At 65.0% G+C, this 21,323-nt stretch carries 26 protein-coding genes; 15 read left to right on the forward strand and 11 right to left on the reverse strand.

What is annotated here, in order from left to right; translation table 11 throughout:
• The first annotated feature begins 105 nt into the window (after positions 1 to 105).
• Complete coding sequence (gene glyA / locus QCE64_RS29530) at positions 106 to 1,353, forward strand: serine hydroxymethyltransferase (RefSeq protein ID WP_309934540.1); 1,248 nt, start codon at positions 106 to 108, stop codon at positions 1,351 to 1,353.
• A 74-nt stretch (positions 1,354 to 1,427) separates the two neighbouring features.
• Here glyA and QCE64_RS29535 read toward each other — a convergent pair whose 3' ends face one another.
• Positions 1,428 to 2,087 (reverse strand): flavin reductase family protein, encoded by a 660-nt coding sequence (locus QCE64_RS29535; protein ID WP_309934542.1) that lies wholly within the window; start codon positions 2,085 to 2,087, stop codon positions 1,428 to 1,430.
• Between the two features lie 94 nt (positions 2,088 to 2,181).
• Here QCE64_RS29535 and QCE64_RS29540 point away from each other — a divergent pair, with 94 nt between their 5' ends.
• On the forward strand, positions 2,182 to 2,772 hold the full coding sequence (locus QCE64_RS29540; protein ID WP_310007712.1) for a cytosine permease: 591 nt from the start codon (positions 2,182 to 2,184) through the stop codon (positions 2,770 to 2,772).
• A 53-nt stretch (positions 2,773 to 2,825) separates the two neighbouring features.
• On the opposite strand, the gene QCE64_RS29545 is transcribed toward QCE64_RS29540, so the two are convergent.
• A complete protein-coding gene (locus tag QCE64_RS29545; RefSeq protein WP_310007714.1) occupies positions 2,826 to 4,154 on the reverse strand; it encodes an aspartate aminotransferase family protein in 1,329 nt (442 codons plus the stop codon).
• A 155-nt stretch (positions 4,155 to 4,309) separates the two neighbouring features.
• On the opposite strand from QCE64_RS29545, the gene QCE64_RS29550 reads away from it, so the two are divergent.
• Positions 4,310 to 5,725: a PLP-dependent aminotransferase family protein gene (locus tag QCE64_RS29550; protein ID WP_310008599.1), complete on the forward strand. Its 1,416-nt coding sequence runs from the start codon at positions 4,310 to 4,312 to the stop codon at positions 5,723 to 5,725.
• Positions 5,726 to 5,734: 9 nt separating this feature from the next.
• Here QCE64_RS29550 and QCE64_RS29555 read toward each other — a convergent pair whose 3' ends face one another.
• The 7 genes from QCE64_RS29555 to QCE64_RS29585 all read right to left on the reverse strand — a co-directional run bounded on the left by QCE64_RS29555 (position 5,735) and on the right by QCE64_RS29585 (position 11,308).
• Positions 5,735 to 6,013, reverse strand: coding sequence for a hypothetical protein (locus QCE64_RS29555; RefSeq protein WP_310007716.1), 279 nt, complete (start codon positions 6,011 to 6,013; stop codon positions 5,735 to 5,737).
• A gap of 424 nt (positions 6,014 to 6,437) precedes the next feature.
• Positions 6,438 to 6,953 carry an H-NS histone family protein gene (locus QCE64_RS29560; RefSeq protein WP_310007718.1) on the reverse strand — a complete coding sequence of 172 codons (516 nt, stop codon included), beginning with the start codon at positions 6,951 to 6,953 and terminating at the stop codon, positions 6,438 to 6,440.
• A 28-nt stretch (positions 6,954 to 6,981) separates the two neighbouring features.
• Positions 6,982 to 8,520 carry a hopanoid C-3 methylase HpnR gene (gene hpnR, locus QCE64_RS29565; RefSeq protein WP_310007720.1) on the reverse strand — a complete coding sequence of 513 codons (1,539 nt, stop codon included), beginning with the start codon at positions 8,518 to 8,520 and terminating at the stop codon, positions 6,982 to 6,984.
• Between the two features lie 203 nt (positions 8,521 to 8,723).
• Entirely contained in the window at positions 8,724 to 9,515 is a 792-nt protein-coding gene (locus QCE64_RS29570) for a methyltransferase domain-containing protein (protein WP_310007722.1), read from the reverse strand.
• Between the two features lie 5 nt (positions 9,516 to 9,520).
• A complete protein-coding gene (locus tag QCE64_RS29575) occupies positions 9,521 to 10,300 on the reverse strand; it encodes an ABC transporter substrate-binding protein (protein ID WP_310007724.1) in 780 nt (259 codons plus the stop codon).
• A 131-nt stretch (positions 10,301 to 10,431) separates the two neighbouring features.
• Entirely contained in the window at positions 10,432 to 10,857 is a 426-nt protein-coding gene (locus tag QCE64_RS29580) for an Hsp20/alpha crystallin family protein (RefSeq protein WP_404987790.1), read from the reverse strand.
• 16 nt (positions 10,858 to 10,873) lie between these two features.
• Positions 10,874 to 11,308, reverse strand: coding sequence for an Hsp20/alpha crystallin family protein (locus QCE64_RS29585; RefSeq protein ID WP_309925933.1), 435 nt, complete (start codon positions 11,306 to 11,308; stop codon positions 10,874 to 10,876).
• Positions 11,309 to 11,601: 293 nt separating this feature from the next.
• Here QCE64_RS29585 and QCE64_RS29590 point away from each other — a divergent pair, with 293 nt between their 5' ends.
• From QCE64_RS29590 to QCE64_RS29600, 3 genes are all read left to right on the forward strand, one after another.
• The gene (locus QCE64_RS29590) at positions 11,602 to 11,790 is read left to right on the forward strand and encodes a DUF2970 domain-containing protein (protein ID WP_309839291.1); all 189 of its coding nucleotides are present in this window, start codon (positions 11,602 to 11,604) and stop codon (positions 11,788 to 11,790) included.
• Between the two features lie 73 nt (positions 11,791 to 11,863).
• Complete coding sequence (locus QCE64_RS29595; RefSeq protein ID WP_310007728.1) at positions 11,864 to 12,847, forward strand: 2-dehydropantoate 2-reductase; 984 nt, start codon at positions 11,864 to 11,866, stop codon at positions 12,845 to 12,847.
• A 25-nt stretch (positions 12,848 to 12,872) separates the two neighbouring features.
• The gene (locus tag QCE64_RS29600; protein ID WP_309925936.1) at positions 12,873 to 13,265 is read left to right on the forward strand and encodes a nucleotide pyrophosphohydrolase; all 393 of its coding nucleotides are present in this window, start codon (positions 12,873 to 12,875) and stop codon (positions 13,263 to 13,265) included.
• A gap of 18 nt (positions 13,266 to 13,283) precedes the next feature.
• On the opposite strand, the gene QCE64_RS29605 is transcribed toward QCE64_RS29600, so the two are convergent.
• The gene (locus QCE64_RS29605; RefSeq protein WP_310007730.1) at positions 13,284 to 13,535 is read right to left on the reverse strand and encodes a DUF4148 domain-containing protein; all 252 of its coding nucleotides are present in this window, start codon (positions 13,533 to 13,535) and stop codon (positions 13,284 to 13,286) included.
• A 309-nt stretch (positions 13,536 to 13,844) separates the two neighbouring features.
• Here QCE64_RS29605 and QCE64_RS29610 point away from each other — a divergent pair, with 309 nt between their 5' ends.
• The 9 genes from QCE64_RS29610 (at position 13,845) to QCE64_RS29650 (ending at position 20,602) form a co-directional block, all read left to right on the forward strand.
• Positions 13,845 to 14,879 carry a M14 family zinc carboxypeptidase gene (locus tag QCE64_RS29610; RefSeq protein ID WP_310007732.1) on the forward strand — a complete coding sequence of 345 codons (1,035 nt, stop codon included), beginning with the start codon at positions 13,845 to 13,847 and terminating at the stop codon, positions 14,877 to 14,879.
• Positions 14,876 to 15,658 (forward strand): alpha/beta hydrolase, encoded by a 783-nt coding sequence (locus QCE64_RS29615; protein WP_310007734.1) that lies wholly within the window; start codon positions 14,876 to 14,878, stop codon positions 15,656 to 15,658. The genes QCE64_RS29610 and QCE64_RS29615 overlap by 4 nt, the downstream gene beginning before the upstream one ends.
• Positions 15,659 to 16,021: 363 nt before the next feature.
• On the forward strand, positions 16,022 to 16,261 hold the full coding sequence (locus QCE64_RS29620; RefSeq protein WP_309819688.1) for a hypothetical protein: 240 nt from the start codon (positions 16,022 to 16,024) through the stop codon (positions 16,259 to 16,261).
• Positions 16,262 to 16,394: 133 nt separating this feature from the next.
• Positions 16,395 to 17,276, forward strand: coding sequence for a GNAT family N-acetyltransferase (locus QCE64_RS29625; RefSeq protein WP_309927494.1), 882 nt, complete (start codon positions 16,395 to 16,397; stop codon positions 17,274 to 17,276).
• Positions 17,277 to 17,353: 77 nt separating this feature from the next.
• Positions 17,354 to 17,998 (forward strand): nitrile hydratase subunit alpha, encoded by a 645-nt coding sequence (gene nthA, locus QCE64_RS29630; protein ID WP_310007736.1) that lies wholly within the window; start codon positions 17,354 to 17,356, stop codon positions 17,996 to 17,998.
• Entirely contained in the window at positions 17,995 to 18,672 is a 678-nt protein-coding gene (nthB, locus tag QCE64_RS29635) for a nitrile hydratase subunit beta (protein ID WP_310007738.1), read from the forward strand. The genes nthA and nthB overlap by 4 nt, the downstream gene beginning before the upstream one ends.
• Positions 18,665 to 19,483: a nitrile hydratase accessory protein gene (locus tag QCE64_RS29640; protein WP_310007740.1), complete on the forward strand. Its 819-nt coding sequence runs from the start codon at positions 18,665 to 18,667 to the stop codon at positions 19,481 to 19,483. The genes nthB and QCE64_RS29640 overlap by 8 nt, the downstream gene beginning before the upstream one ends.
• A gap of 29 nt (positions 19,484 to 19,512) precedes the next feature.
• Positions 19,513 to 19,899, forward strand: coding sequence for a tautomerase family protein (locus QCE64_RS29645; protein WP_310007742.1), 387 nt, complete (start codon positions 19,513 to 19,515; stop codon positions 19,897 to 19,899).
• 4 nt (positions 19,900 to 19,903) lie between these two features.
• Entirely contained in the window at positions 19,904 to 20,602 is a 699-nt protein-coding gene (locus tag QCE64_RS29650) for a 4'-phosphopantetheinyl transferase superfamily protein (protein ID WP_309934562.1), read from the forward strand.
• A 16-nt stretch (positions 20,603 to 20,618) separates the two neighbouring features.
• On the opposite strand, the gene QCE64_RS29655 is transcribed toward QCE64_RS29650, so the two are convergent.
• Entirely contained in the window at positions 20,619 to 21,125 is a 507-nt protein-coding gene (locus QCE64_RS29655) for a M48 family metallopeptidase (RefSeq protein WP_309925954.1), read from the reverse strand.
• Between the last annotated feature and the right edge of the window lie 198 nt (positions 21,126 to 21,323).

Below are 21,323 nucleotides of genomic sequence, written 5' to 3' on the forward strand. Positions count from 1 at the left end.
GAATGTCGGAATTCTTCTATCAGGCCGCGCGCGACTTCGGTGAAATGCAGCGTGTGGATCAGGCACCCGAAGCAGTTCGACTTCAACTTTCATCGATACTTCACCATGTTCAATCGCGCTAGCAGCACCGTCGAAAACGTCGACCCCGAACTCTGGACGGCCATCAGCCATGAAAATCGCCGTCAGGAAGAGCACATCGAACTGATTGCGTCGGAGAATTACACGAGCCCCGCCGTCATGGAAGCGCAAGGCTCGCAGCTCACCAACAAGTATGCGGAAGGCTATCCGGGCAAGCGCTACTACGGCGGTTGCGAGTATGTGGACGTGGTGGAACAGCTGGCCATCGACCGCGTGAAGCAACTGTTCGGCGCGGAAGCCGCCAACGTGCAGCCGAACTCGGGTTCGCAAGCCAATCAGGGCGTGTTCTTCGCGATGCTCAAGCCGGGCGACACGATCATGGGCCTGAGCCTCGCACACGGCGGCCACCTGACGCACGGCTCGCCGGTGAACATGTCGGGCAAGTGGTTCAACGTCGTGAGCTATGGCCTCAACGAAGCTGAAGACATCGACTACGACGCGGCCGAGCAGCAGGCGCGCGAGCACAAGCCGAAGCTGATCGTGGCGGGCGCTTCGGCGTTTGCGCTGAAGATCGACTTCGAGCGGCTGGCGAAGATCGCGAAGAGCGTCGATGCTTATCTGATGGTGGACATGGCGCACTATGCCGGGCTGATCGCGGCGGGCGTGTATCCGAATCCGGTGCCGCATGCGGACTTCGTCACCACGACCACGCACAAGAGCCTGCGCGGCCCGCGCGGCGGCGTGATCCTGATGAAGGCCGAGTATGAGAAGCAGATCAACTCGGCGATTTTCCCGGGCATCCAGGGCGGTCCGCTGATGCACGTGATTGCCGCCAAGGCCGTTGCGTTCAAGGAAGCGCTCTCGCCGGAGTTCAAGGAGTATCAGCAGAAGGTGGTCGACAACGCCCGCGTGCTGGCGGAAACGCTGGTGAAGCGTGGCCTGCGCATCGTGTCGGGCCGTACGGAAAGCCATGTGATGCTGGTCGATCTGCGCGCCAAGAAGATCACCGGCAAGGCTGCCGAAGCGGCGCTCGGCGCGGCGCACATCACGGTCAACAAGAACGCGATCCCGAACGATCCGGAGAAGCCCTTCGTCACGAGCGGCATCCGGCTCGGTTCGCCCGCGATGACCACGCGGGGCTTCGGCGTGAAGGAGGCGGAGATCGTCGGCAACCTGATCGCCGATGTGCTCGAAAGTCCGGAGGACGCGGCCAGCCTCGAACGCGTGCGCGCTCAGGTCGCGGAGTTGACGAAGCGGTTCCCGGTTTACGGTTGAGGCCGGTTGCATCTTCCGTTGGACTGCACGACGCCGCGCTCACGCGCGGCGTCGTGCGTTCGGACGTGCTGGCTTCACACCTGCGCAAGCGCCTCGTATGCATTCTCCGGAATCTCGGCGAGTCTGGAGGGATGGACTTGTCCGCTGAGCCCATAGAACTTCTGGAAGCTCATGATGAGCGGCGACCACTTGTCCGGATCGATGCGATTGGCGTGACCTTCCATGAGCAGATCGGGATGAACGTGAACGCGCTGGATCCGCACTTCGAAGAGACTCAACGCGCCGCGCAATTCGTCACTGTCCTCGCCGATGCCATGAGCCGCCGCCAGCACGGCTTCGAGCTGGATCGGGCATTCGAGCGCGCGTGCAGCGGCGACGGTATCGGACTTCACTCGCGTCATGCCCGCGCGGCCGAACTTGTCGGGTTCATACACATAGCCCAACGCCTGCCGGAACGGTGAAACGGGATTCATGCCCGTGGTTCGCGCGATCCGGTCGACGGCGCTCACTTCTCCGCTCGACGGCAGGTTCAGCACGCATTGGCCGGTGCGCAGCAGATTTTGCGCGGTCTGCGAACTCGTCGCGATGCCGAGCGCGCCGCGCCAGCCCAGCCAGAAGGCCGACGATATCGGTGCGAGGTTATGCGTGCCGTCTTCGTTGACGGTGCTGACGAGCACGACGGGCGTGCCGAGATACAGGATGTGCGGTTCGGCGACGACGTGAGGCGCATTCATGGTTTCTTCCTCGTTGAGTGAATGTGTCCATGATGCGGATGCCGCGCGCTTCCTTCACCCCGGTTCTTGCGCCGTCATCAGTGAAGACCCGTCTTTGCCGAACACCGGCATTGCGTCGATATTCGGCCATTGGCCGCGTCCGGCGCTCGTCATCATCGTGCTCGGCGTGCTCGAATTCAACGTGCTCAGCCTGTACAGCGCGTATATGTCGACGGTCACGATCTTCAGCGGCTTTCGCAAGATGACGCGCGTCGGCAAGCTCGTGAAGTTTTCGGTGCTCGCGGTGACGGCGGCCGTGGCGACCGTGATTGCCATCGGCACGCAGTATCACTTCAACGACTACTTCGCCGACATCCTCAACGCCCAGATCTACGTGCTGGTGCCGTGGAGTTCGATCAATCAGGTGGATTACTACCTCGTGCGCCGCGGCGACTATTCGGTCACGGAGATGTACGACAGCCGGGGACGCTACGGGAAGTTCAATCTCTCGACGCTGGCGATCTACTGCCTGGGCATTGCCAGCACGCTGCCGTTCATGGACCTGTCGTTCTATCACAGCTACTTCGCGAAGATCATCGGCGCGGATGTGAGCTGGATTCCGAGCCTGCTCGTGCCCGGCATTCTCTACTACGTGGTGAATCGGGGACTGCTGATCGAGTCCCGCGCGGTGGCGAATCAGCCGTGATGCCTTGCGGACTTGCCTCATGCATGTGGCAAGTCCGCTTCAGCTGAAGACGCTTACTTGACGCTTTCCAGCACCTTCTTCACCGTGCCGAAGATCTGCTCGATCTGCGCATCCTCGATGATGAGCGGCGGCGAGAACGCGAGAATGTCGCCCGTGTAGCGGACCAGCACGCCGGCCTCGAAGCACTTGACGAACACTTCATACGCACGCGCGCCCGGCGCGCCTTCGCGCGATTCGAGTTCGATGCCCGCCACCAGACCCAGATTGCGGATGTCCTTGACGAACGGCGCGTCGCGCAGCGCGTGGACGGCGCTCTCGAACTTCTCCGCCTTCGACGCGGCGCGCTCGAAGAGCTTGTCGCGCTGATAGAGATCGATCGTGGCGATCGCCGCCGCCGTCGCGACCGGGTGCGCCGAGTACGTATAGCCGTGGAACAGTTCGATGGCGTTGGCGGCGCCGGCATCGACGATCGCATCGTGAACCTTGCGATGCGCGGCCACTGCGCCCATCGGGATGGCCGCGTTGTTGATCGCCTTGGCCATCGTGATGAGGTCCGGCGTCACGCCGAAATATTCGGCGGCGGTGGCCTTGCCGAGACGGCCGAATCCGGTGATGACCTCGTCGAAGATCAGCAGGATGCCGTGCTTCGTGCAGATGTCGCGCAGCTTTTGCAGATAGCCCTTCGGCGGCACCAGCACGCCGGTCGAGCCCGCGAGCGGTTCGACGATCACCGCGGCGATCGTCGAGGCGTCGTGCAGCGCGACGATGCGCTCCAGTTCTTCCGCGAGATGCTCGCCCCACGCCGGCTGGCCTTTGGTGAACGCGTTGTGGGCGAGATCGTGGGTATGCGGCAGATGATCGACGGACGGCAGCAGGCCGCCCGAAAAGGTCTTGCGATTCGGCGCGATGCCGCCCACCGAAATGCCGCCGAAGCCGACGCCGTGATACCCGCGCTCCCGGCCGATCAGACGGGTGCGCTGGCCTTCGCCACGCGCGCGATGATAGGCGAGGGCCATCTTGAGCGCGGTATCGACTGACTCGGAGCCCGAGTTCGTGAAGAAGATCCGGTCGAGCCCTTCGGGCATCAGGCCGGCGACGCGGCTGGCGGCTTCGAACGCCAGCGGATGGCCCATCTGGAAGGTCGGCGCGAAGTCGAGCGTGGAGACGGCCTTCTGCACCGCCTCGACGATCTCGTCCCGGCAATGTCCCGCGTTCACGCACCACAGGCCGGCGGTGCCGTCGAGCACGTCGCGGCCGTCGGTCGAACGGTAGTACATGCCTTTCGCGCTTTCCAGCAGGCGCGGCGCGGCCTTGAACTGGCGATTGGCGGTGAAGGGCATCCAGAACGACGAAAGGTCTTCGATGACGGGGCGGGCATTCATGGCAGGTCTTCTCCGGGAAAAGGGCGGTTACGGCACTGTATTCCGCAGCCATTTTGCGCGGCATAGACAGTTGTCTCACTGCGTTGCTAACTGTGCTGGCAAAATGCTGCAAACTGTATTGGTCAGCGCGCATGGCTCGCGCTATTCTCGCCGTCATGATCGAACTCAAGCTGGAGCGTGGCTCGCGTCAGACGCCGACGCTCGTCGAACAACTGGTGCGCGCGTTCTCGCAGGCCATCGAGGAGCAGACGCTGCGCGCGGGCGCGCTGCTGCCGTCGGTGCGGCGGCTGGCGGAAGCCGAACAGCTCAGCACCTTCACGGTGACGGAGGCGTATGGCCGGCTCGTGTCGATGGGCCTCGTCACCGCGCGGCGCGGTTCGGGTTATCGGGTGGCCGTGCGTGGCCGCAGCGAGCCTGTGCGCGAACGGGCTTGGCAGCCGCCGAGCCTCACGGCGACCTGGCTGCTGTCGGATGTTTTCGCGGATCATTCGGTGCCGATCAAATCCGGCTGCGGCTGGCTGCCCAATGAATGGGTCAACGAAAGCGGCCTGCAGCACGCGCTGCGCGCGGTGAGCCGCGTGCCGGCGGCGCGCATCGCCGACTACGGGCATCCGTACGGGTTCGCGCCGCTGCGCGAGCGCATCGCGGAGCAGCTCGATCGCCACGGCCTGCCGGTCGATGCCGCCACGAACGTCCTCCTGACCGCCGGCGCCACGCAGGCCCTCGACCTGATCGTGCGCACGCTGCTGCGCCCGGGCGATGCCGTGGTCGTCGAGGATCCCGGTTACTGCAACCTGCTGCAGATCCTGCAACTCGCGGGCTTGCAGGTGCATGGCGTGCCGCGCACGGTCGCGGGCATCGATACCGATGTGTTCGAGCGCGTCGTCATCGAACACCGGCCGAAAGCGGTGTTCCTCAACACCACGCTGCAGAATCCCACGGGCGCGACTTTCAGCATGGCGTCGGCCTTCCGCTTGATGCAGATTGCGGAGCGCCATGGCGTGTGGGTCGTCGAAGACGATGTGAACCGCGAACTCGCGCCGCCCGGCGCGCCGCTGCTCGCATCGATGGAAGGGCTCAACCGCGTGCTGTACGTCGGCGGGTTCGCGAAGACGATCACGCCGTCGCTGCGCTGCGGCTACGTCGTCGCGGAGCGCGAGGTGCTGCGCGAACTGGCGCGCACGAAGATGGCGGTGGGGCTGACGACCTCGGAGGCGACCGAACGGATCGTGGAAAAGGTGCTGACGGAAGGACGCTACACGCGGCACGTCGAGTTCGTCGTCGAAAAGCTGAAGGATGCGCACGTGCTGATCGAAGAGCGCATGGACGCGCTCGGCGTGGAACTGTTCCGCCGGCCGCGTGCGGGACTGTTCGTGTGGGGCGCGCTGCCGATCGATCCCGCGCGCGGCAACGCCGTCGCGACGCAGGCCTTGCAGCATGGCATCTGGCTGGCGCCGGGTTCCTACTTCCGTCCCGGCGACGCGGCAAGTCCTTGCTTCCGCTTCAACGTGCCTTATTCCGCCGATGACGCGCTGTGGACGTTCCTGGAGAAAGCGATCAGGGGCGGCTGACGAGCGGTCTCAAGCAGCCGCGTGTCGTTGCTGCATGCGGTGCGGACGGTTCTGCTTGATGCGCGCAGCCCCGAGATGCGTCCGCAGATGCTCACAGACATCCTTGCGGCGCACCGGATTGAGCGGATCGCACAGACGAATGGTGAGCGTGGCCGGGCCTGTTGGAACGGGCGTGAGTTCGGGCGCTTCCCACAGGACCACGGTGAAGGTGCCATCGGAAACCTGCACCACCTGAAACCGCGAGAGATCGATGTGGGTCAGCTCATGAGGTTCGATCGAATGATGCATGAGGTCCTCGGCGTTATCGACAGGGTCAGGCTGCGTCATGCAAACAGTGTGCCGATTTTTCGAAGGCGCATGCGTCCGTGGTTCGTGGCGCTGGGATGTGTGTAAAAGCTTCTGCAAGAGCACTGAATTGTTGACATTGGTGCTCCGGCGCAGTCAGTGACTTGCTCACGAGTTTAGTCTCGCGGCGGGCGACGCTCGCATGAAATTCGGAGGACTTGCCGGACGCGAAACGCGAATTATTGGGATCGCATTGACGTTGTGATCGGCATAAATACTCCGGTTGTGTGGGCTGTATCCGGCCACTATCGGCCGTTCCTCACCTCTTTCAGTCCGCCATTCAGACTTTCCCTCGCTTGCCTGTGCAGAATCGCTGAATCCGTGCGTATGAACCCATCTCGATGCGTTTCCTCACACGCAAGCATCCTCACTTCGCCGATGCTGCCGTCTTCCTGCCGGACTTCTTCGCGGCGGGCTTCGGCGTCTGCTTCTTCGCGGGCGGCTTCGGCGTGGGCTTCGGCTTAGGCTTCGATTTCGCTGCGGGCTTCGCCTTCGCCTTCGACTTCACTGCGATCTCCACCCCCTCCGCATCAATCAAAAACCGGCTGCGGTCCTTCACATTGGCGATCCACGCAGGCGGCCGCGCCCAGCCGCTCCAGGTCTCGCCGGTCTCCGGATTGCGATACTTCGCCGGCAGCTTGCCCTTTTTCGCGGCCCGGTTCACCGCTTCGTGCCGCTTCGAGGGCGCGGGAATCGCGACATTCGGCTTGGCCGCGCGCTTCGCCTTCCTGCGATGCCGTTCGATGTCGCCCGTCGTCAGTCCATGGCGCTCCATCATCGCGCGGATGTCGTCGAGCACGGCCTGCGCGCGGTCCGCAATCAGGCTTTCCGCGCGTTCCTGCAATTTCCTGAGCCGCGCCTGAATCTGCTTGAGCGTTGCCATCGACCTCTCCTTGTTATTGAAGAAAGCGCTAGTCCGCGCCGCTTCGCGTTTCGTCGACGAACTTCTCGGTCGCGTCATCGATGCGCCGCGACTTGCGCCCCATCGGTCCGTGCACGTAGACGGCCTTGACGTTCGCGGCCGCGTCGGACGGGGGCGGCGGCGTCATTGGGTAACGCACCGTGCGCGCGTGATCGCCCAGTTGAAGGCGCGGATCGAACACCGAGTTGAAGCGCCACAGCATGCGGATGAAATTCGTCTGACCCTGCATCAGCAAGTGCACGGCCTGGCCCGCCGCGCCGCGCAAGGCCGCCCAGCCCATGTGCTTGCGATTGAGCACCTGCTGCGTGCGCACGAGTTCCGCGTAGAACTCGGGCAAGGGCAGGCGCGTGGGCAGCACGGCGTGCTGGATGTCGTAGAGGCGATAGTCGAGACTCGTCAGCCGGCGCTGTTCGCGCAGCCAGATCTCCGTGCCGGGATAAGGCGTATTGACGCTGATGTTCACGATCTCCGGAATCTCCAGGCACCATTGACGCACGGCCTCGAAGCGTTCGCGCGTCCAGTCGGGATCGGCGATGAGATTGATCGCGACCGTGATCCCGAGCGACCGCGCGAACTCCAGCGCCTCGAAATTCTTGTCGAGCGTGATGCGCTTGCGAAACGCTTTCAGCCCTTCGGCGTCGATCGCCTCCATGCCGATGAACATGTACTGCAAGCCGAGCGTGCGCCAGAAACTAAAGACTTCCTGGTTGCGCAAAAGCACGTCGCCACGGGTTTCGAGGTAATACTGCTTGCGGATGCCGCGTTGCTGGATCGCGCGGCCGATCTCCATGCCGTGCTCGGCGTGCACGAAGGCGACGTCGTCGACGATGAACACGCCCGGCTCGCGGATCGACGCCAGTTCATCGGCGATCACCTGCGGACTGCGCGCGCGATAGCTGCGCCCATAGAAGGTCCACGCGCTGCAAAACGTGCAGTCCCACGGGCAGCCGCGCGCGAATTCGATCGACGCACACGGATCCAGCGTGCCGATGAAATACTTGCGCCGATGCCGCAGCAGGTCGCGCGCGGGCAGCAGATCATCGAGACTGTCGACGAAGCGCGGCGGCGGCCCCGCGCCTTCGCTCGTCACCGCGCCGGGCACGTCGAGCAGGGAAGCGCCGCTCGCGAACGCGTGCAGCAAGGCATTCACCGAGGCCTCGCCTTCGCCTTTCAGCACGCAGTCGATCGCGCCTTGCGCGTGGCGCAGCAGATCCGCCGCCGTGAACGATGCACTATGGCCGCCGACGAACACGAAGCACCCCGGCAAAACGTCGCGGACGGCGCGGGCGAGATCGATGATTTCCGGAATATTGGCGAGATAGTTGCCCGAGAAACACAGCGCATCAGGACGCCAGTCGCGGATCAGACGGTCGAGGTCGCGATGCGTTTCGACCTGCAGGTCGATCAGGCGCACATCGTGTCCGGCGCGGCGCACGGCGGCCGCGACGGTTTCGAGCCCGAGCGGTTCGAGGCGGAGGAATACGCGGGTGTACATCAGCCCGCTGGGATGAACGGCAAGCACCTTCATGGACTCTCCTTGCGAGAGTGAGCGGCGCTGGCCCGCCGGCCGCTCCGGTCATGTCAGATCATGCGGATCGGATCTCCATTCGTGCGAGGCCTCGTTCAGTGCGGCATTTCAGTGCGCTATTTCAGTGCCGATGCGAGGTCGTGTTCATTCTACTGGCGGCGTACGCGGGATGCCGGCAGGGTGCGCGGCGGATGCGTCGAAGGCTACTGACGCACGGCGAGGAAGGCGGCGGTTTCGTAAGGCACGGTGACTTCGCTTTTACCGCGCAAGTCCGGTTCATCGTCGATCAACTGCCGCACCGCGCGCTCGATATCCTCGCGCTCCGCCTCAGGCAGCGCCGCGATGAAACTCGTGGAGCGCACGCGATTCAGGATCACGTCTTCCGGCGCGCCCGTGTGGCCGATGCCGAAGTGCGTTTCGACGAGCGGCCCGAAACCCGCATGCGGAAATGCGCTGCGCCAGGCGCCGGTGTAGTAGCGCGGGGTGTCGCCTTCGTAGCGGTTGACGATGGCGTCCAGCTTCGCGACCCACGGCACGCGGGCATCGCGCATGTTCCAGACGAGGCCGAGCCTGCCACCCGGCTTGAGCACGCGACGGATTTCGTCGAGCGCCGCGCGGCCGGCGAACCAGTGGAACGACTGGGCGCACACGACGGCATCCACCGAGGCGTCGGCAAGCGGAATGGACTGCGCGGTGCCCGCCAGCGCCTTCACCTCGGGCAACGCGGCGGACAGCTTCGCGCGCATCGAATCGACCGGCTCGACCGCGAAAACCTGCGCGCCGGTTTGCACGAGCCGCAGCGTGAACTTGCCGGTGCCCGCGCCCAGATCGACGACGCTCGCGCCCGGCCCGAGCCCAAGCTGTTCAGTAAGCCAGCCCGCGAGCGCGGGCGGATAGTCGGGCCGTCCGCGCACATAGCTGTCCGCGTGGGCCGTATAGCCGACCGCCGCCGCGCGGTGGACGTTCGAGGAAGCGGATGCGGGCGGCTGCGTCATGATGATTACTCGCCGTAGATGTCGAAGTCGAAATACTTCTGCTCGATGCGCCTGTACGTGCCGTCCTTGATCATCGCGGCGATGGCGCCGTCGAGTTTTTCCTTCAGATCGGTGTCTTCCTTGCGCAGGCCGATGGCCGTGCCGGGCCCGAAGATCGCGCTGTCTTCCAGCGCGCCGCCCGCGAAGCCATAGGGCTTGCCGCGCGGCGTATCGAGGAAGCCGCGCTCGGCCTGCACGGCGTTCTGCAGCGAGGCGTCGATACGGCCGGCCAGCAGATCCTGGTAGACCTGGTCCTGATCGGCATACGACACCACCTTCACGCCCTGCGCGCCCCAGTGGACCTTCGCATAGGTTTCCTGCATCGAACCCTGCTCGACGCCGACGGTCTTGCCCGCGAGCGCTTCGGCGGTCGGCTGAATGGACGAGGCGCGCTTCGCCACGAGGCGCGTGGGCACGTGGAAGAGCTTGCTCGAGAAGGCGATCTGCTTGACGCGCGCGGGCGTCATCGACATGGTGGACAGGACGCCGTCGAACTTGCGGGCCTTGAGGCCGGGGATCATGCCGTCGAAGGCGTTTTCCACCCACACGCACTTCGCGTTGAGGCGGCGGCACAGTTCATTGCCGACATCGATATCGAAGCCGACCAGCGAGCCGTCCGGCGCTTTCGATTCGAAAGGCGGATAGCTTGCGTCGACGCCAAAGCGGATCGTCGACCATTCCTTCGCATGCGCGCCGATCGATACCGTCAGCATCGAACCCAACAACACCGTCAACAGCCTCTTCACGATAGTCCCTTGTTTTCTTGAGTGATTGAACTTGGGCGGCGGGCGCCCCCAGGGACGATTATAGAGAGTCGCTTCCAGACGCGAAAACGGCCGCGAAGATTGCGGCCGTTCTTGCCCGGCTTGCCGGTGTTTCAGCTTGCGCGCACTTCGATGCGACGCGGACGCGCCTGTTCACGGCGCGGAATGGTGAGCTTCAGCACGCCATGGCTGAGATTGGCGTCGATCTTCGTGGTGTCGAAGTCGTCGCTCACCGTGAACGCGCGGACGAAACGCGGCGCGCGCAGTTCGGTGTGATGCGCACGGACCGCGCCTTGCACCGGCAAGTCCGCTTCGGCTTCGATGGTGAGGCGCGCGTCATGAACCTTCACATCGAGCTTGTCGCGCGGCACGCCGGGCAGGTCGGCATAGACGGTGATGCCCTGGCTGTCCTCGATGATGTCGACGGCGGGCGTCACGGTGGCGCGGCGCACGGCGTCCACGGTCTGCGGTGCGACGCGGGCGGCGGTTTGCGGCGTGGCTTGCGGCGTTGCTTGCGTTGCGCTTTGCGGGGTATCGATCATGATGGGCTCCCTCTTACTGAATGGTGATGGCGCGCGGCTTCGAGGCCTCGCGCTTGCCGATGGTGATGAACAGCGTGCCGTTCTCATAGCGCGCTTCGACCTTGTCGCTGTCCGCGTTCTGCGGCAGTTCGATCACGCGGCGGAAGCTGCCCTTGAAGCGCTCTTTCGCATAAGTGCGCGAGCCTTCCGTGGCTGCCGGCGCGCGCCGTTCGCCGCTGATGGTGAGCGTGCCCTTGTCGACGGTGACATCGAGCGATGCAGGCTCGACGCCCGGCGCGAACGCGACGATCTGGATGGCCTCGTCGGTGCTGCCGATGTTCAGTTGCGGAAAGCTGTCGGCGCGGCTCGAACGAATGCTCGAAGGCACGTTGCCGAACAGCGAGGACACCTGCCGTTGCACGCGATCCAGTTCCGAGAACAGGTCGCCGCCAAAATAAAAGTCACTCATGGTCCAGTCTCCAGGGTTGCGGCCATGCGGCCGGCAGCAGGAAGTTGAAACGGCAGCGTGTCGGTTCGCCGCCTCTGGATCCAAGGTAGGTGCGCAGGCTATCGTTTCAATACCCTCCAACAGGGCTTCAAGCAGACTATATTTTTGCCGCGCGTCTCTTGAAACAGCGGCGCGAGCCCCTAGAGCGCAGCCTTCTGCTACCGCTCGAAACGCCGCAACTGCTGCTGTTTTTTGCGGGCGGCAACGCTCATCATCGGGACATGAACAACGCATGTCCCCTGAAGGAGCCGCTCGTGAACCTCTTGAAGATGATCCGCATCGTGCTGTGGAGCTTTTTCGGCGTGCGCAGGCGCGCGTCGCACAACGCCGATTTCGCGCAGGTCAAGGTGTCGCTGCTGCCGTTCATCGCCGTCGCGCTGGCGGGCGCGTTCGGCGCGACGCTGCTGATCGTGGCCCGGCTCGCGACGGGCATCGCGCATTGAATGTGCAGCGGCGCCGGATTCCGCTCTTACAATGGCGAACGATCGATAGCCAGCGAAGAGAGGAATCAGGACCATGAAAACAGGCATCTACGGCGCGGGCGCCATCGGCGGCTGGCTCGGCGTCAAGCTCGCGCAGGCGGGCTGCGACGTCAGCGTGGTCGCGCGCGGCGCGACGCTCGAGGCGCTGCGGCAGGACGGGCTGCGGCTCGTCGAACAGGACGCGACCCATACCGTGAAGGTCGCGGCGAGCGCCGACCCGGCGGACCTCGGCGTGCAGGACCTGGTCATCGTGGCCGTCAAGGCCCCGGCGATGGAATCGGTCGCCGCGCACATCGCGCCGCTCATCGGACCCGACACGATCGTCCTGACCGCGATGAACGGCGTGCCCTGGTGGTTCTGCGACGGCCTGCCCGCGCCCTTCACCGGCAAGCAACTGTCGTCGGTGGATCCGCACGGCAGCATCGGCGCCGCGATCCCGGCTGCGCAAACGGTCGGCTGCGTGGTCCATGCGAGCTGTTACGTCGAGACGCCGGGCGTCATCCGCCATCATCACGGGCGTGGACTGATCATCGGCGAAGTGGCGGGCGGACCGGCCGCGCGCACCGAGGCGCTCGTCTCGCTGTTCGCCAAGGCGGGCTTCGACGCCACGCTCTCGCCGCTGATCCAGCGCGATGTCTGGTTCAAGCTGTGGGGCAACATGACGATGAATCCCATCAGCGCGATCACCGGCGCCACCACGGACCGCATCCTCGCCGACGATCTGGTGCGCGGCTTCGTCACCGGAGTCATGCTGGAGGCGAAGGAGATCGGCGCGCGCTTCGGCATTCCGATCGAGCAGGCGCCCGAAGACCGTCACGCCGTCACGCGCAGGCTCGGTGCGATGCGCACCTCGATGCTGCAGGACGTGCAGGCGGGCAAGGCAGTGGAACTCGACGCGCTGGTGGCCTCCGTGCATGAACTCGGCGCCATGACGGGCGTGCCGACGCCCTTCACCGATGCGCTGCTCGGACTGGCGCGGCTGCATGCGCGCACGCTGGGGCTGTATCCGGATGCGTGAGATCGGAACAGCGTCGGAGGGCGGCATGGAGCCCGGTAACCGGCAGGACGAAAAGCGCGGCGAACTCGCGGAGATGCGCGACCTGCTGCGCGAGTTCGTCCGCGAGCGCGACTGGAGCCGCTTTCATTCGCCGAAGAATCTGGCGGCGGCGCTCTCGGTGGAGGCGAGCGAACTCCTCGAACCGTTCACATGGTTGGCGAGCGGCGACAGGAGCGAACTCGACGAAGCGAAGCTGCGCGCGATCCGCCACGAGATGGCCGACGTGCTCGCCTATCTCGTGATGCTTGCCGATGCGCTCGATGTCGATCTGTATCGCGCGCTGGTCGAGAAGATGGCGCTCAACCGCGAGAAGTATCCGGCGGAGCGCGTCAAAGGCGACGCGCGCAAATACACCGATTACTCCGACCAGGAAGACTGAGCGCCTGCTTCGCTTCGTTCAATGTTGCGTGGTGTTCCCCCTCGCCTGCTGCTGCGCAACGATGCGGCTTGCCGCGATGGCGTTGTCGGGATAGTTGAGCCAGTCGTCCGGGTCATAGCCGGCGGCGCGCCACATCAGGAACTCCTGGCGGACCTGCGCGCGGGTCTTGGGCGCGTTGGGATCGCCGGGCTGCGCGGCGGTCTGGGCGAATACGGATGTCGCGCAGCACAGCGCGAGCGCGGACAGGATCAGGCGGGATGGATGTGTCATGACGATGACCTCGCGCGCCGGGACGGCGGACATAAGGCAGTGATTCGATTCTAGGTGACGCAGCGCCTTCGTGCAGTGACGGTCCTGATGTCACGCACCAGAAGCAAGTCGTCGCACAGACATATTGTCTGCCGGTCATCCGCCTATACTCGGGGCTTCCGGGTGGAGCGCAGTGGCCTTGCCAGTGCAACGTCAGCGCACGGTCAATGCATGGTCAGCATCGTGCCAGCGCAAGGTACCGAAGCACGGAACCACAGTCTGATTCAAAAAACGCAACACAGAACAGATACAGGACCGCGGGCCGTCGTCATGAACGCAAGCAGTGTCGTCACGAGCAGTTTTCCCGAGATGGACGAACTCGAGGCGCTTCGCGTCGCAGGCGGCGCGCACTTCGAATGGCGCACGCGCTGCGAAGTGCACTCGCGCGGACGGGTGTTTCCGCTGTTGACCGCATCCATCGGTTCCAGCAATCCAGAAGCGCCCGCCATCGGCTTCTTCGGCGGCGTGCATGGGCTCGAATGCATCGGCACGCAGCTCGTGCTCGAATACATGCGCGCCTTGCTGACGCGCCTCGAATGGGACGACACGCTGCAACAGCAATTGCGCGCGATCCGTCTGATCTTCATGCCGATCGTCAATCCCGGCGGCATGTTCGCGCGCACGCGGGCGAACCCGAACGGCGTCGATCTGATGCGCAACGCACCGCAAAGCGCCGAGGGACGGGTGCCGTTTCTCGCGGGCGGGCAGCGCATCGGGCCGTGGCTGCCGTGGTATCGCGGTCCCGTCGACGGTCACATGGAGGCCGAAAGCGCCGCGCTGCTCGGCGTGGTAGAGGAAGAGCTGATGTCGCGGCCGCTGAGCTTCGCGCTCGACTGCCATTCGGGCTTCGGCTGGGACGACAGCATCTGGTTTCCGTATGCGCGCACCGAGCGGCAGATGGCGCATCTGCCCGAAATGTTCCTGCTCAAGCGGATGTTCGAGGAGTCGTACCCGCATCACGGCTATGCGTTCGAACCGCAGAGCCATCAGTACCTGCTGCATGGCGACCTGTGGGACTTCGCCTACGATCGCTCCCGCCCGCCCAACATTTTCCTGCCGATGACGCTCGAACTCGGCTCCTGGCGCTGGATCCGCAAGAATCCGATGCAGCTGTTCTCGCGGCTCGGCATTTTCAATCCGATCAAGGCGCATCGCACGCGGCGGGTGCTGCGGCGTCATCCGAACTTCTTCGATTTCCTGACGCGCGCCGCGTATTCGTCGCAACGCTGGCTGCCGGGCGGCGCGCCGCGCGACGAACTGCTGCGGCGCGCGCAGGAGCACTGGCAACGCTCGGGCCTCCGATGAGCCAATGGATCCTGCTGCGCGGCCTCACGCGTGAAACGCGCCACTGGGGCGGCTTCGAGGCGGCGCTGGTGGCGCACGGGCTGGCGGAGGGCGTTCAAGACATCGTTTGTATCGATTTGCCGGGCAATGGCGTGGAGCAGGGACGCCCGGCGCCGCTCTCGGTCGAGGCGATGATGGAATTCGTCCGCGCCCGTGCCACGGCGCTCGGCGTGCGCATGCCGTGCCGGGTGATCGGGATGTCGCTCGGCGCGATGGTGGCGACCGCATGGGCGCAACGGCATCCGGGCGATATCGAACGGCTGGTGCTGATCAATACGAGCATGCGGCCGTTCGCCCAAATGCACGAACGGCTCCGGCCGTCGGCATGGCCGGTGCTGCTGCGCATCGCGGCGAACTGGCGGCGGCCTGCACGCTGCGAAGGGTCGATTCATCGGCTGACTTGTCAACGGCAGGCCGGCGCGGACGCGGATATCGCGCACTGGGCGGCGTTGCGGCGCACGCACGGCGCCAGCGCGGGCAATGCGTTGCGGCAGCTGCTCGCGGCGGCACGGTTTCGCGCGGAGAAACAGATGCCGGCGGGGAAGGTGTTGATGTTGTCGTCGGCGCGGGACCGGCTGGTCAATCCCGTCTGTTCAGTACGCGCTGCCATGCACTGGGGCGCGGCGCATGCCGTGCATCCGTGGGCAGGCCACGACCTGCCGCACGATGACGCCAATTGGACCTGTCGGGCCATCGTGGCGTGGCTCGCCGCGCCGGAAGCCCGGGCGAAGGGCGGCTAGGCGCGTCAGAAGCGGGTCGTAACGACCTCATCAGCCCATCACGCCGGGCGATTTCAAAAAAGCGCCATCGGACCGTCAATGCGGAGACACAGGCAATGCGCTACCGTGCAATCGCCAGCAGGCTCTCCGTCAGGCGGCGTCTGCGCGACGTCCACCCGACCTAGGGAAACTTCGTGTTGCGCCGCAGCATCGCATTGCGTATGCTGTTTAACAAGGCGGCAGGGGCCGTCCGTACGGCCGTCTGTAAGGCTGTGTTCACTTTCGGCAGCGGATTGAACGTTGACAAGCCGGCCGCCGGCAAGCAAGGGCGAGCGTCGAAGGCAGCAGGCGGGCCTTGCGGACATCGCGGGGAAGGAGCCGCACATGGAACTGACCACAACGTCGAACCCGACGCTGCACGTCTTCCATCAGGAAGGCGGGTGGCACTGGGGCATTACCATCGAACGCACGGCGGGCGGTGGCATGAAGGTCGTCGCTTACAGCGACGAAGGCTTCGATTCGGAAGAGCAGGCGCGCGAGGACGGCGAACATGTCCTTCGTTCCGAAGACTGGCGTTCGCGCCAGAGTTTTAGCCGCAGCGAGCGGCGACACGGGTATTCCTGAACGGGACGGCGCGCCATCGTCCCGTTCTTTCGACACATCCTCCGCAGTCCGCCGTCTTTCCCGCATCTTTTCTCCACATCAGAATCGCGCGACACTGAAGTTCCTTCAGCTCTATGAGGTTCGCATGTCCTTCATGGAAGCTCCGTCGCACGCCAGTCCCGAAGACGCACGCTTCACCGTGCGCCGCATGACGCCGCCCGAGGTGCAGATCGCGCTCGACTGGGCCGCCGCGGAAGGCTGGAACCCCGGTCTCGACGATGCCCGCGCCTTCCTTGCCGCCGACCCGCACGGGTTTTTCATCGGCACATGGGATGGCGGACCGATCGGCTGCATCGCGGCTGTCGCGTATGACGAGAGGTTCGGCTTCATCGGGCTGTACATCGTCCGTCCCGGATGGCGCGGCAGGGGCTTCGGATTGCGCCTGTGGAACGAGGGCATGGCGTATCTCGGCGCGCGCAATATCGGGCTCGACGGCGTGCTCGCACAGCAAGCGAACTATCGCGCATCGGGTTTCGTGCTTGCCGGGCGTAACGTGCGCTATGAAGGCGTGGCGCGGGCCAGCGTCGAGCCGGTTCCTGCGACGCTCACTCTCGTCGACGCGGCAGCCGTTCCCTTCTCCACCTTGCTCGACTACGACGCCACCCTGTTCGCCTGCCGGCGCGCAGCGTTTCTGCGTGACTGGCTGACGCTGCCGCATGCATCCGCACGCGTGGCGCTGACCGGCGATACGATGCGCGGTTTCGGCGTGATCCGCCGCTGCATGCGCGGCTACAAGATCGGTCCGCTCTTCGCCGACGATTCACCCACCGCGCAGGCGCTGTATCGCGCGCTCGTCGCGGAAGTCGCGGGTGAAACCGTGTTCCTCGACGTCCCTGAGAGCAATCCCGCGGCGGTTGCGCTTGCCGTCGGACATGGTATGACGAGCGTGTTCGAAACGGCGCGCATGTACACGCGCGGCGTGCCGGATGTGCCTCTTGCGCGAGTATTCGGCGTGACCACCTTCGAACTGGGCTGATACGCGCGTGCCCGATGTTTGCACGCCTTCGCGCACTCCGGTAACGTGATGCGTCTGTGTCACTCGCGAGACCGCTCATGAGCCACGATCACCCTCATCACGACCACGACCACACCGGCAGTCCGCTGCCCGAAATGGACCTGCGCGTGAAGGCGCTCGAATCGCTGCTGGTCGAGAAAGGCTATATCGATCCGCAAGCCCTCGACATTTTCATCCAGACCTACGAGCACAAGGTCGGACCACGCAATGGCGCGCGCGTCGTGGCCCGGGCATGGAGCGATCCGCAGTTTCGCGCGTGGCTGCTCGATGACGCCACCGCGGCCATCGCTTCGCTCGGCTTCACCGGACGCCAGGGCGAACACATGGTTGCACTCGAAAACACCGCGCAGGTTCACAACATGGTCGTCTGCACGTTGTGTTCGTGCTATCCGTGGTCGGTGCTCGGCTTGCCGCCGGTGTGGTACAAGTCGGCGCCGTATCGGTCGCGGGCTGTCATCGATCCGCGCGGCGTGTTGCAGGACTTCGGTGTCCGCTTGCCGGATGAAGTCGAAGTGCGCGTATGGGATTCGACGGCCGAGGTCCGCTATCTCGTCCTGCCGATGCGCCCGCCCGGCACCGATCATCTCGACGAAGACGCGCTCGCCGCACTCGTCACACGCGATTCGATGATCGGCACGGGTCTCGCGTTGAGCCCATCGGCAGCGAGCGAGGTGGCGGCATGAACGCGGCGCATGACATGGGCGGCATGCAGGGCTTCGGGCCCGTCGAGATCGATCCTTGCGATGCACCGGGCGCGTCGCCCTTCCATGCGGAATGGGAGCGGCGCGTACTGGCCGTGACGCTTGCGATGGGCGCGACGGGCCAGTGGAACATCGACACCTCGCGGGCCGCGCGCGAAAGCCTGCCGCCCGCGCAATACCTCGGCAGCAGCTACTACGAAATCTGGTTCGAGGGCTTGAAGAAGCTGCTGCTCGCGAAGGGCCTCGCGAGTGCCGCGGAAATCGAGGCCGGCTATTCGCAGGCCGCGCCCGCGTCCAACGTGCGCATGCTGCGGGCTGCCGACGTCAGCGCAGCCTTGCTGCGAGGTGCGCCCGTGGATCGGCCGGCGGTCGGACCGGCGCGCTTCGCCGTCGGCGATACCGTGCGCACGAAGCTGATGAATCCACCCACGCACACGCGTCTGCCGCGCTATTGCCGCGGCAAGTCCGGACAGGTCGTCGCAGTGCGTGGCACGCACGTCTTTCCCGATGAAAACGCGCTCGGCCACGGCGAGCATCCGCAATGGCTCTACACGGTGCGTTTCGACGCCGCCGAGCTGTGGGGCGCGGACACGAGCGCGTCGTCGGTGTGCGTGGATTGCTGGGAGTCTTATCTACTCGATGCCGCGCATGAATGACCCGCAACAGTTCCACGAACTCCGCACCGCTTTACCCGCGTTGCCCTGCAACGACGACTGCCCGGTATTCCGCGCGCCCTGGGAAGCGCAGGCTTTTGCGATGACGCTCGCGTTGCACGAGCGCGGGGTGTTCACGTGGCAGGAATGGGCGCACGCATTGAGCGAGGCGATCCGCGCGGCGCAGGCTGCCGGCGATCCCGATCACGGCGACACCTACTATGCGCACTGGCTGAGCGCGCTGGAAGGCTTGAGCACCGCGAAGGGCTGCGTCAGCCAGGAGACGCTCGCGCAGCGCTGCCACGAGTGGGACGAAGCCGCGCGCGCCACGCCGCATGGACAGCCCATCGTGCTGGACGTCGCGAATGCGTCGAAGCAGCATGTGCTGCGCGCGCTGCCCGCCGCCACGCTCGATGCCTATCGCGCGGCAATCTACCGGATCGACGGAACGCCGGCGATCGAGATGAAGATCGGCGTGAGCAATCCAGCGCTGATCGCGTTGCTCGAAGCACATGAAGCCGACACCGCGGTGTTCGTGACGGCATGCAATCCATTCGGCCATAAGCTGCCGCCGGAAGCCAACGCGACGCGGCAACGCGCGCTGGCTGCACGGATCGCGCAATGGGGACTGCGTGCATTGTCTGGCGCGGGTATCGACCCGTTGCAGGTCTGGATCGCCGAAGACAGTCTGCTGGTGCTCGGCGCGACCCAATCCACCGCCGATGCCTTGCTGACCGAATTCGAGCAGCACGCCGTCGTCATGGTGGATCGCGGGAACCCGCCGCACTTGCTGTTGCATCCGGGGCATCGCTGAGCCCCCATCATCCAACCGGAGAATTCGACATGCCGCTCGTCCGCATCGATTTGCTGAAGGGAAAAGACAGCGCCTACCGCACGGCCATCGGCGACGTGGTGTATGACGCGATGCGCGCCACCCTCGACGTGCCCGAGAACGATCGCTTCCAGATCATCGCAGAGCGCGACGCGCCGGACTTCATCGTGGATCGCACTTATCTGGGTATTACCCGCAGCGACGATTGCGTGGTGATCCAGGTCACGCTGAACGAAGGCCGCGATGCGCCGAAGAAGCGCGCGTTCTACAAGGCCGTCGCCGATGGCTTGCATGAGCGCCTGAAGCTGCGTCGCGAGGATGTGTTCATCAGTCTCGTCGAGGTGAAAAAGGAGAACTGGTCTTTCGGCAACGGCGAGGCGCAATACGCGCCCACGTGACCGCGTGACCATCACCACCGCATCTTTCGATCTGGAACCGCTCGCGTTGCCGGCCGACGTGCCTGCCGACATCCGCGTCTGGCGCGTTCCGATCCCGTTGACCATCGCGCCCGACGATCCCGCATGCGCCGCGCTGGATGCAAGCGAACGCGCGCGCGCGGCGCGCTATCTGCGTCCCGAGGATGCGGCGCGCTTCAGCGTCATGCGTGCGGCGCTGCGTCAGGTGCTGGCGACGCTGACCGGCGGCGATCCGGCGCGTCTGAAACTCGACGCCGGCGAGAACGGCCGCCCGCTGCTCGACGAACCGGATGCGCCGGACTTCAACGTCTCGCATTCGGGATCGTACGGGCTGATTGGCGTGTCGCGGGCAAGACGCGTCGGGGTGGATATCGAGGCGGCGCGCGCCGGCTTCGGCTGGCGTGAACTGGCGCCTGCCGTGCTGGCGGAGCGCGACCGGCAGGCCATCGAGGCGCTGCCCGAAGCCGCGCGCCAGAGCGCGTTCTTCGACTGCTGGACCGCGAAGGAAGCCGTGCTGAAGGCGCACGGTGTCGGTATCGGCGGCGGTTGGATCGGGCTGAAAGGCTTCTCGGTCTTGCCGCGCGAGGGCTTGCGCCATGCGGTGTCGCCGGAAGCGGAGGGGTTCGCGGCCATCGCGCTGGACGCGCCTTCCGGCTATGCCGCCGCCCTCGCGTGGCAGGTTTGATGCGGCGCAGCGAGGCTCACGCGACTTTCGCGCGCAGCAGGTCTCTGTGCGTGAGATACAGGCGCAGGTCGAATTCGATCTGATGGTAGCCCGGCTGCATCAGCTCACACAGCCGATAGAACGCCTTGTTGTGATCGCTTTCCTTCAGATGTGCGAGCTCATGCACGACGATCATGCGCAGGAACTCAGGCGCCGTGTCGCGGAACAGCGAGGCGATGCGAATCTCCTTCTTCGCCTTGAGCCGCGCGCCCTGTACACGGGAAATGGCCGTGTGCAGTCCAAGCGCGTGACGCAGGACGTCGAGCTTGCTGTCGTAGATGACCTTGTCGATGGCGGGCGCCACGCGCAGGAATTCCTGCTTCAGGTCCGAGCAATACGCATACAGCGCGCGATCGGACTGCACGGCGTGCCGGTTCGGATAGCGTGCGTCGAGATAGGTGCCCAGTTGCTGCTGGGCGATCAGTCGGCGCACCTTGTCCTGAAGCGTGTTCGGATAAGCGCTCAGGTATTTCAGGTGTTGCATGACGGCGGTGTTCTGAAGAATCTCTCAAAGCCTGCTTGCGCAGGCGGGCGTGGGACGCGCCAGGGGCGTCCGCAGCGGGAAGGGCGCAGCATTCTGACAACCATTCTAGTCAACGCCGCGCGGACTCGCCCATTGCAGCGGCGGCGCGGCGTGTTTCCGCGTACGCATTTGCGTAAGTTTATGTTTCAGCCCGGCGCC

This window comes from Caballeronia sp. LZ043 (assembly GCF_031451075.1).
GTDB lineage: Bacteria > Pseudomonadota > Gammaproteobacteria > Burkholderiales > Burkholderiaceae > Caballeronia.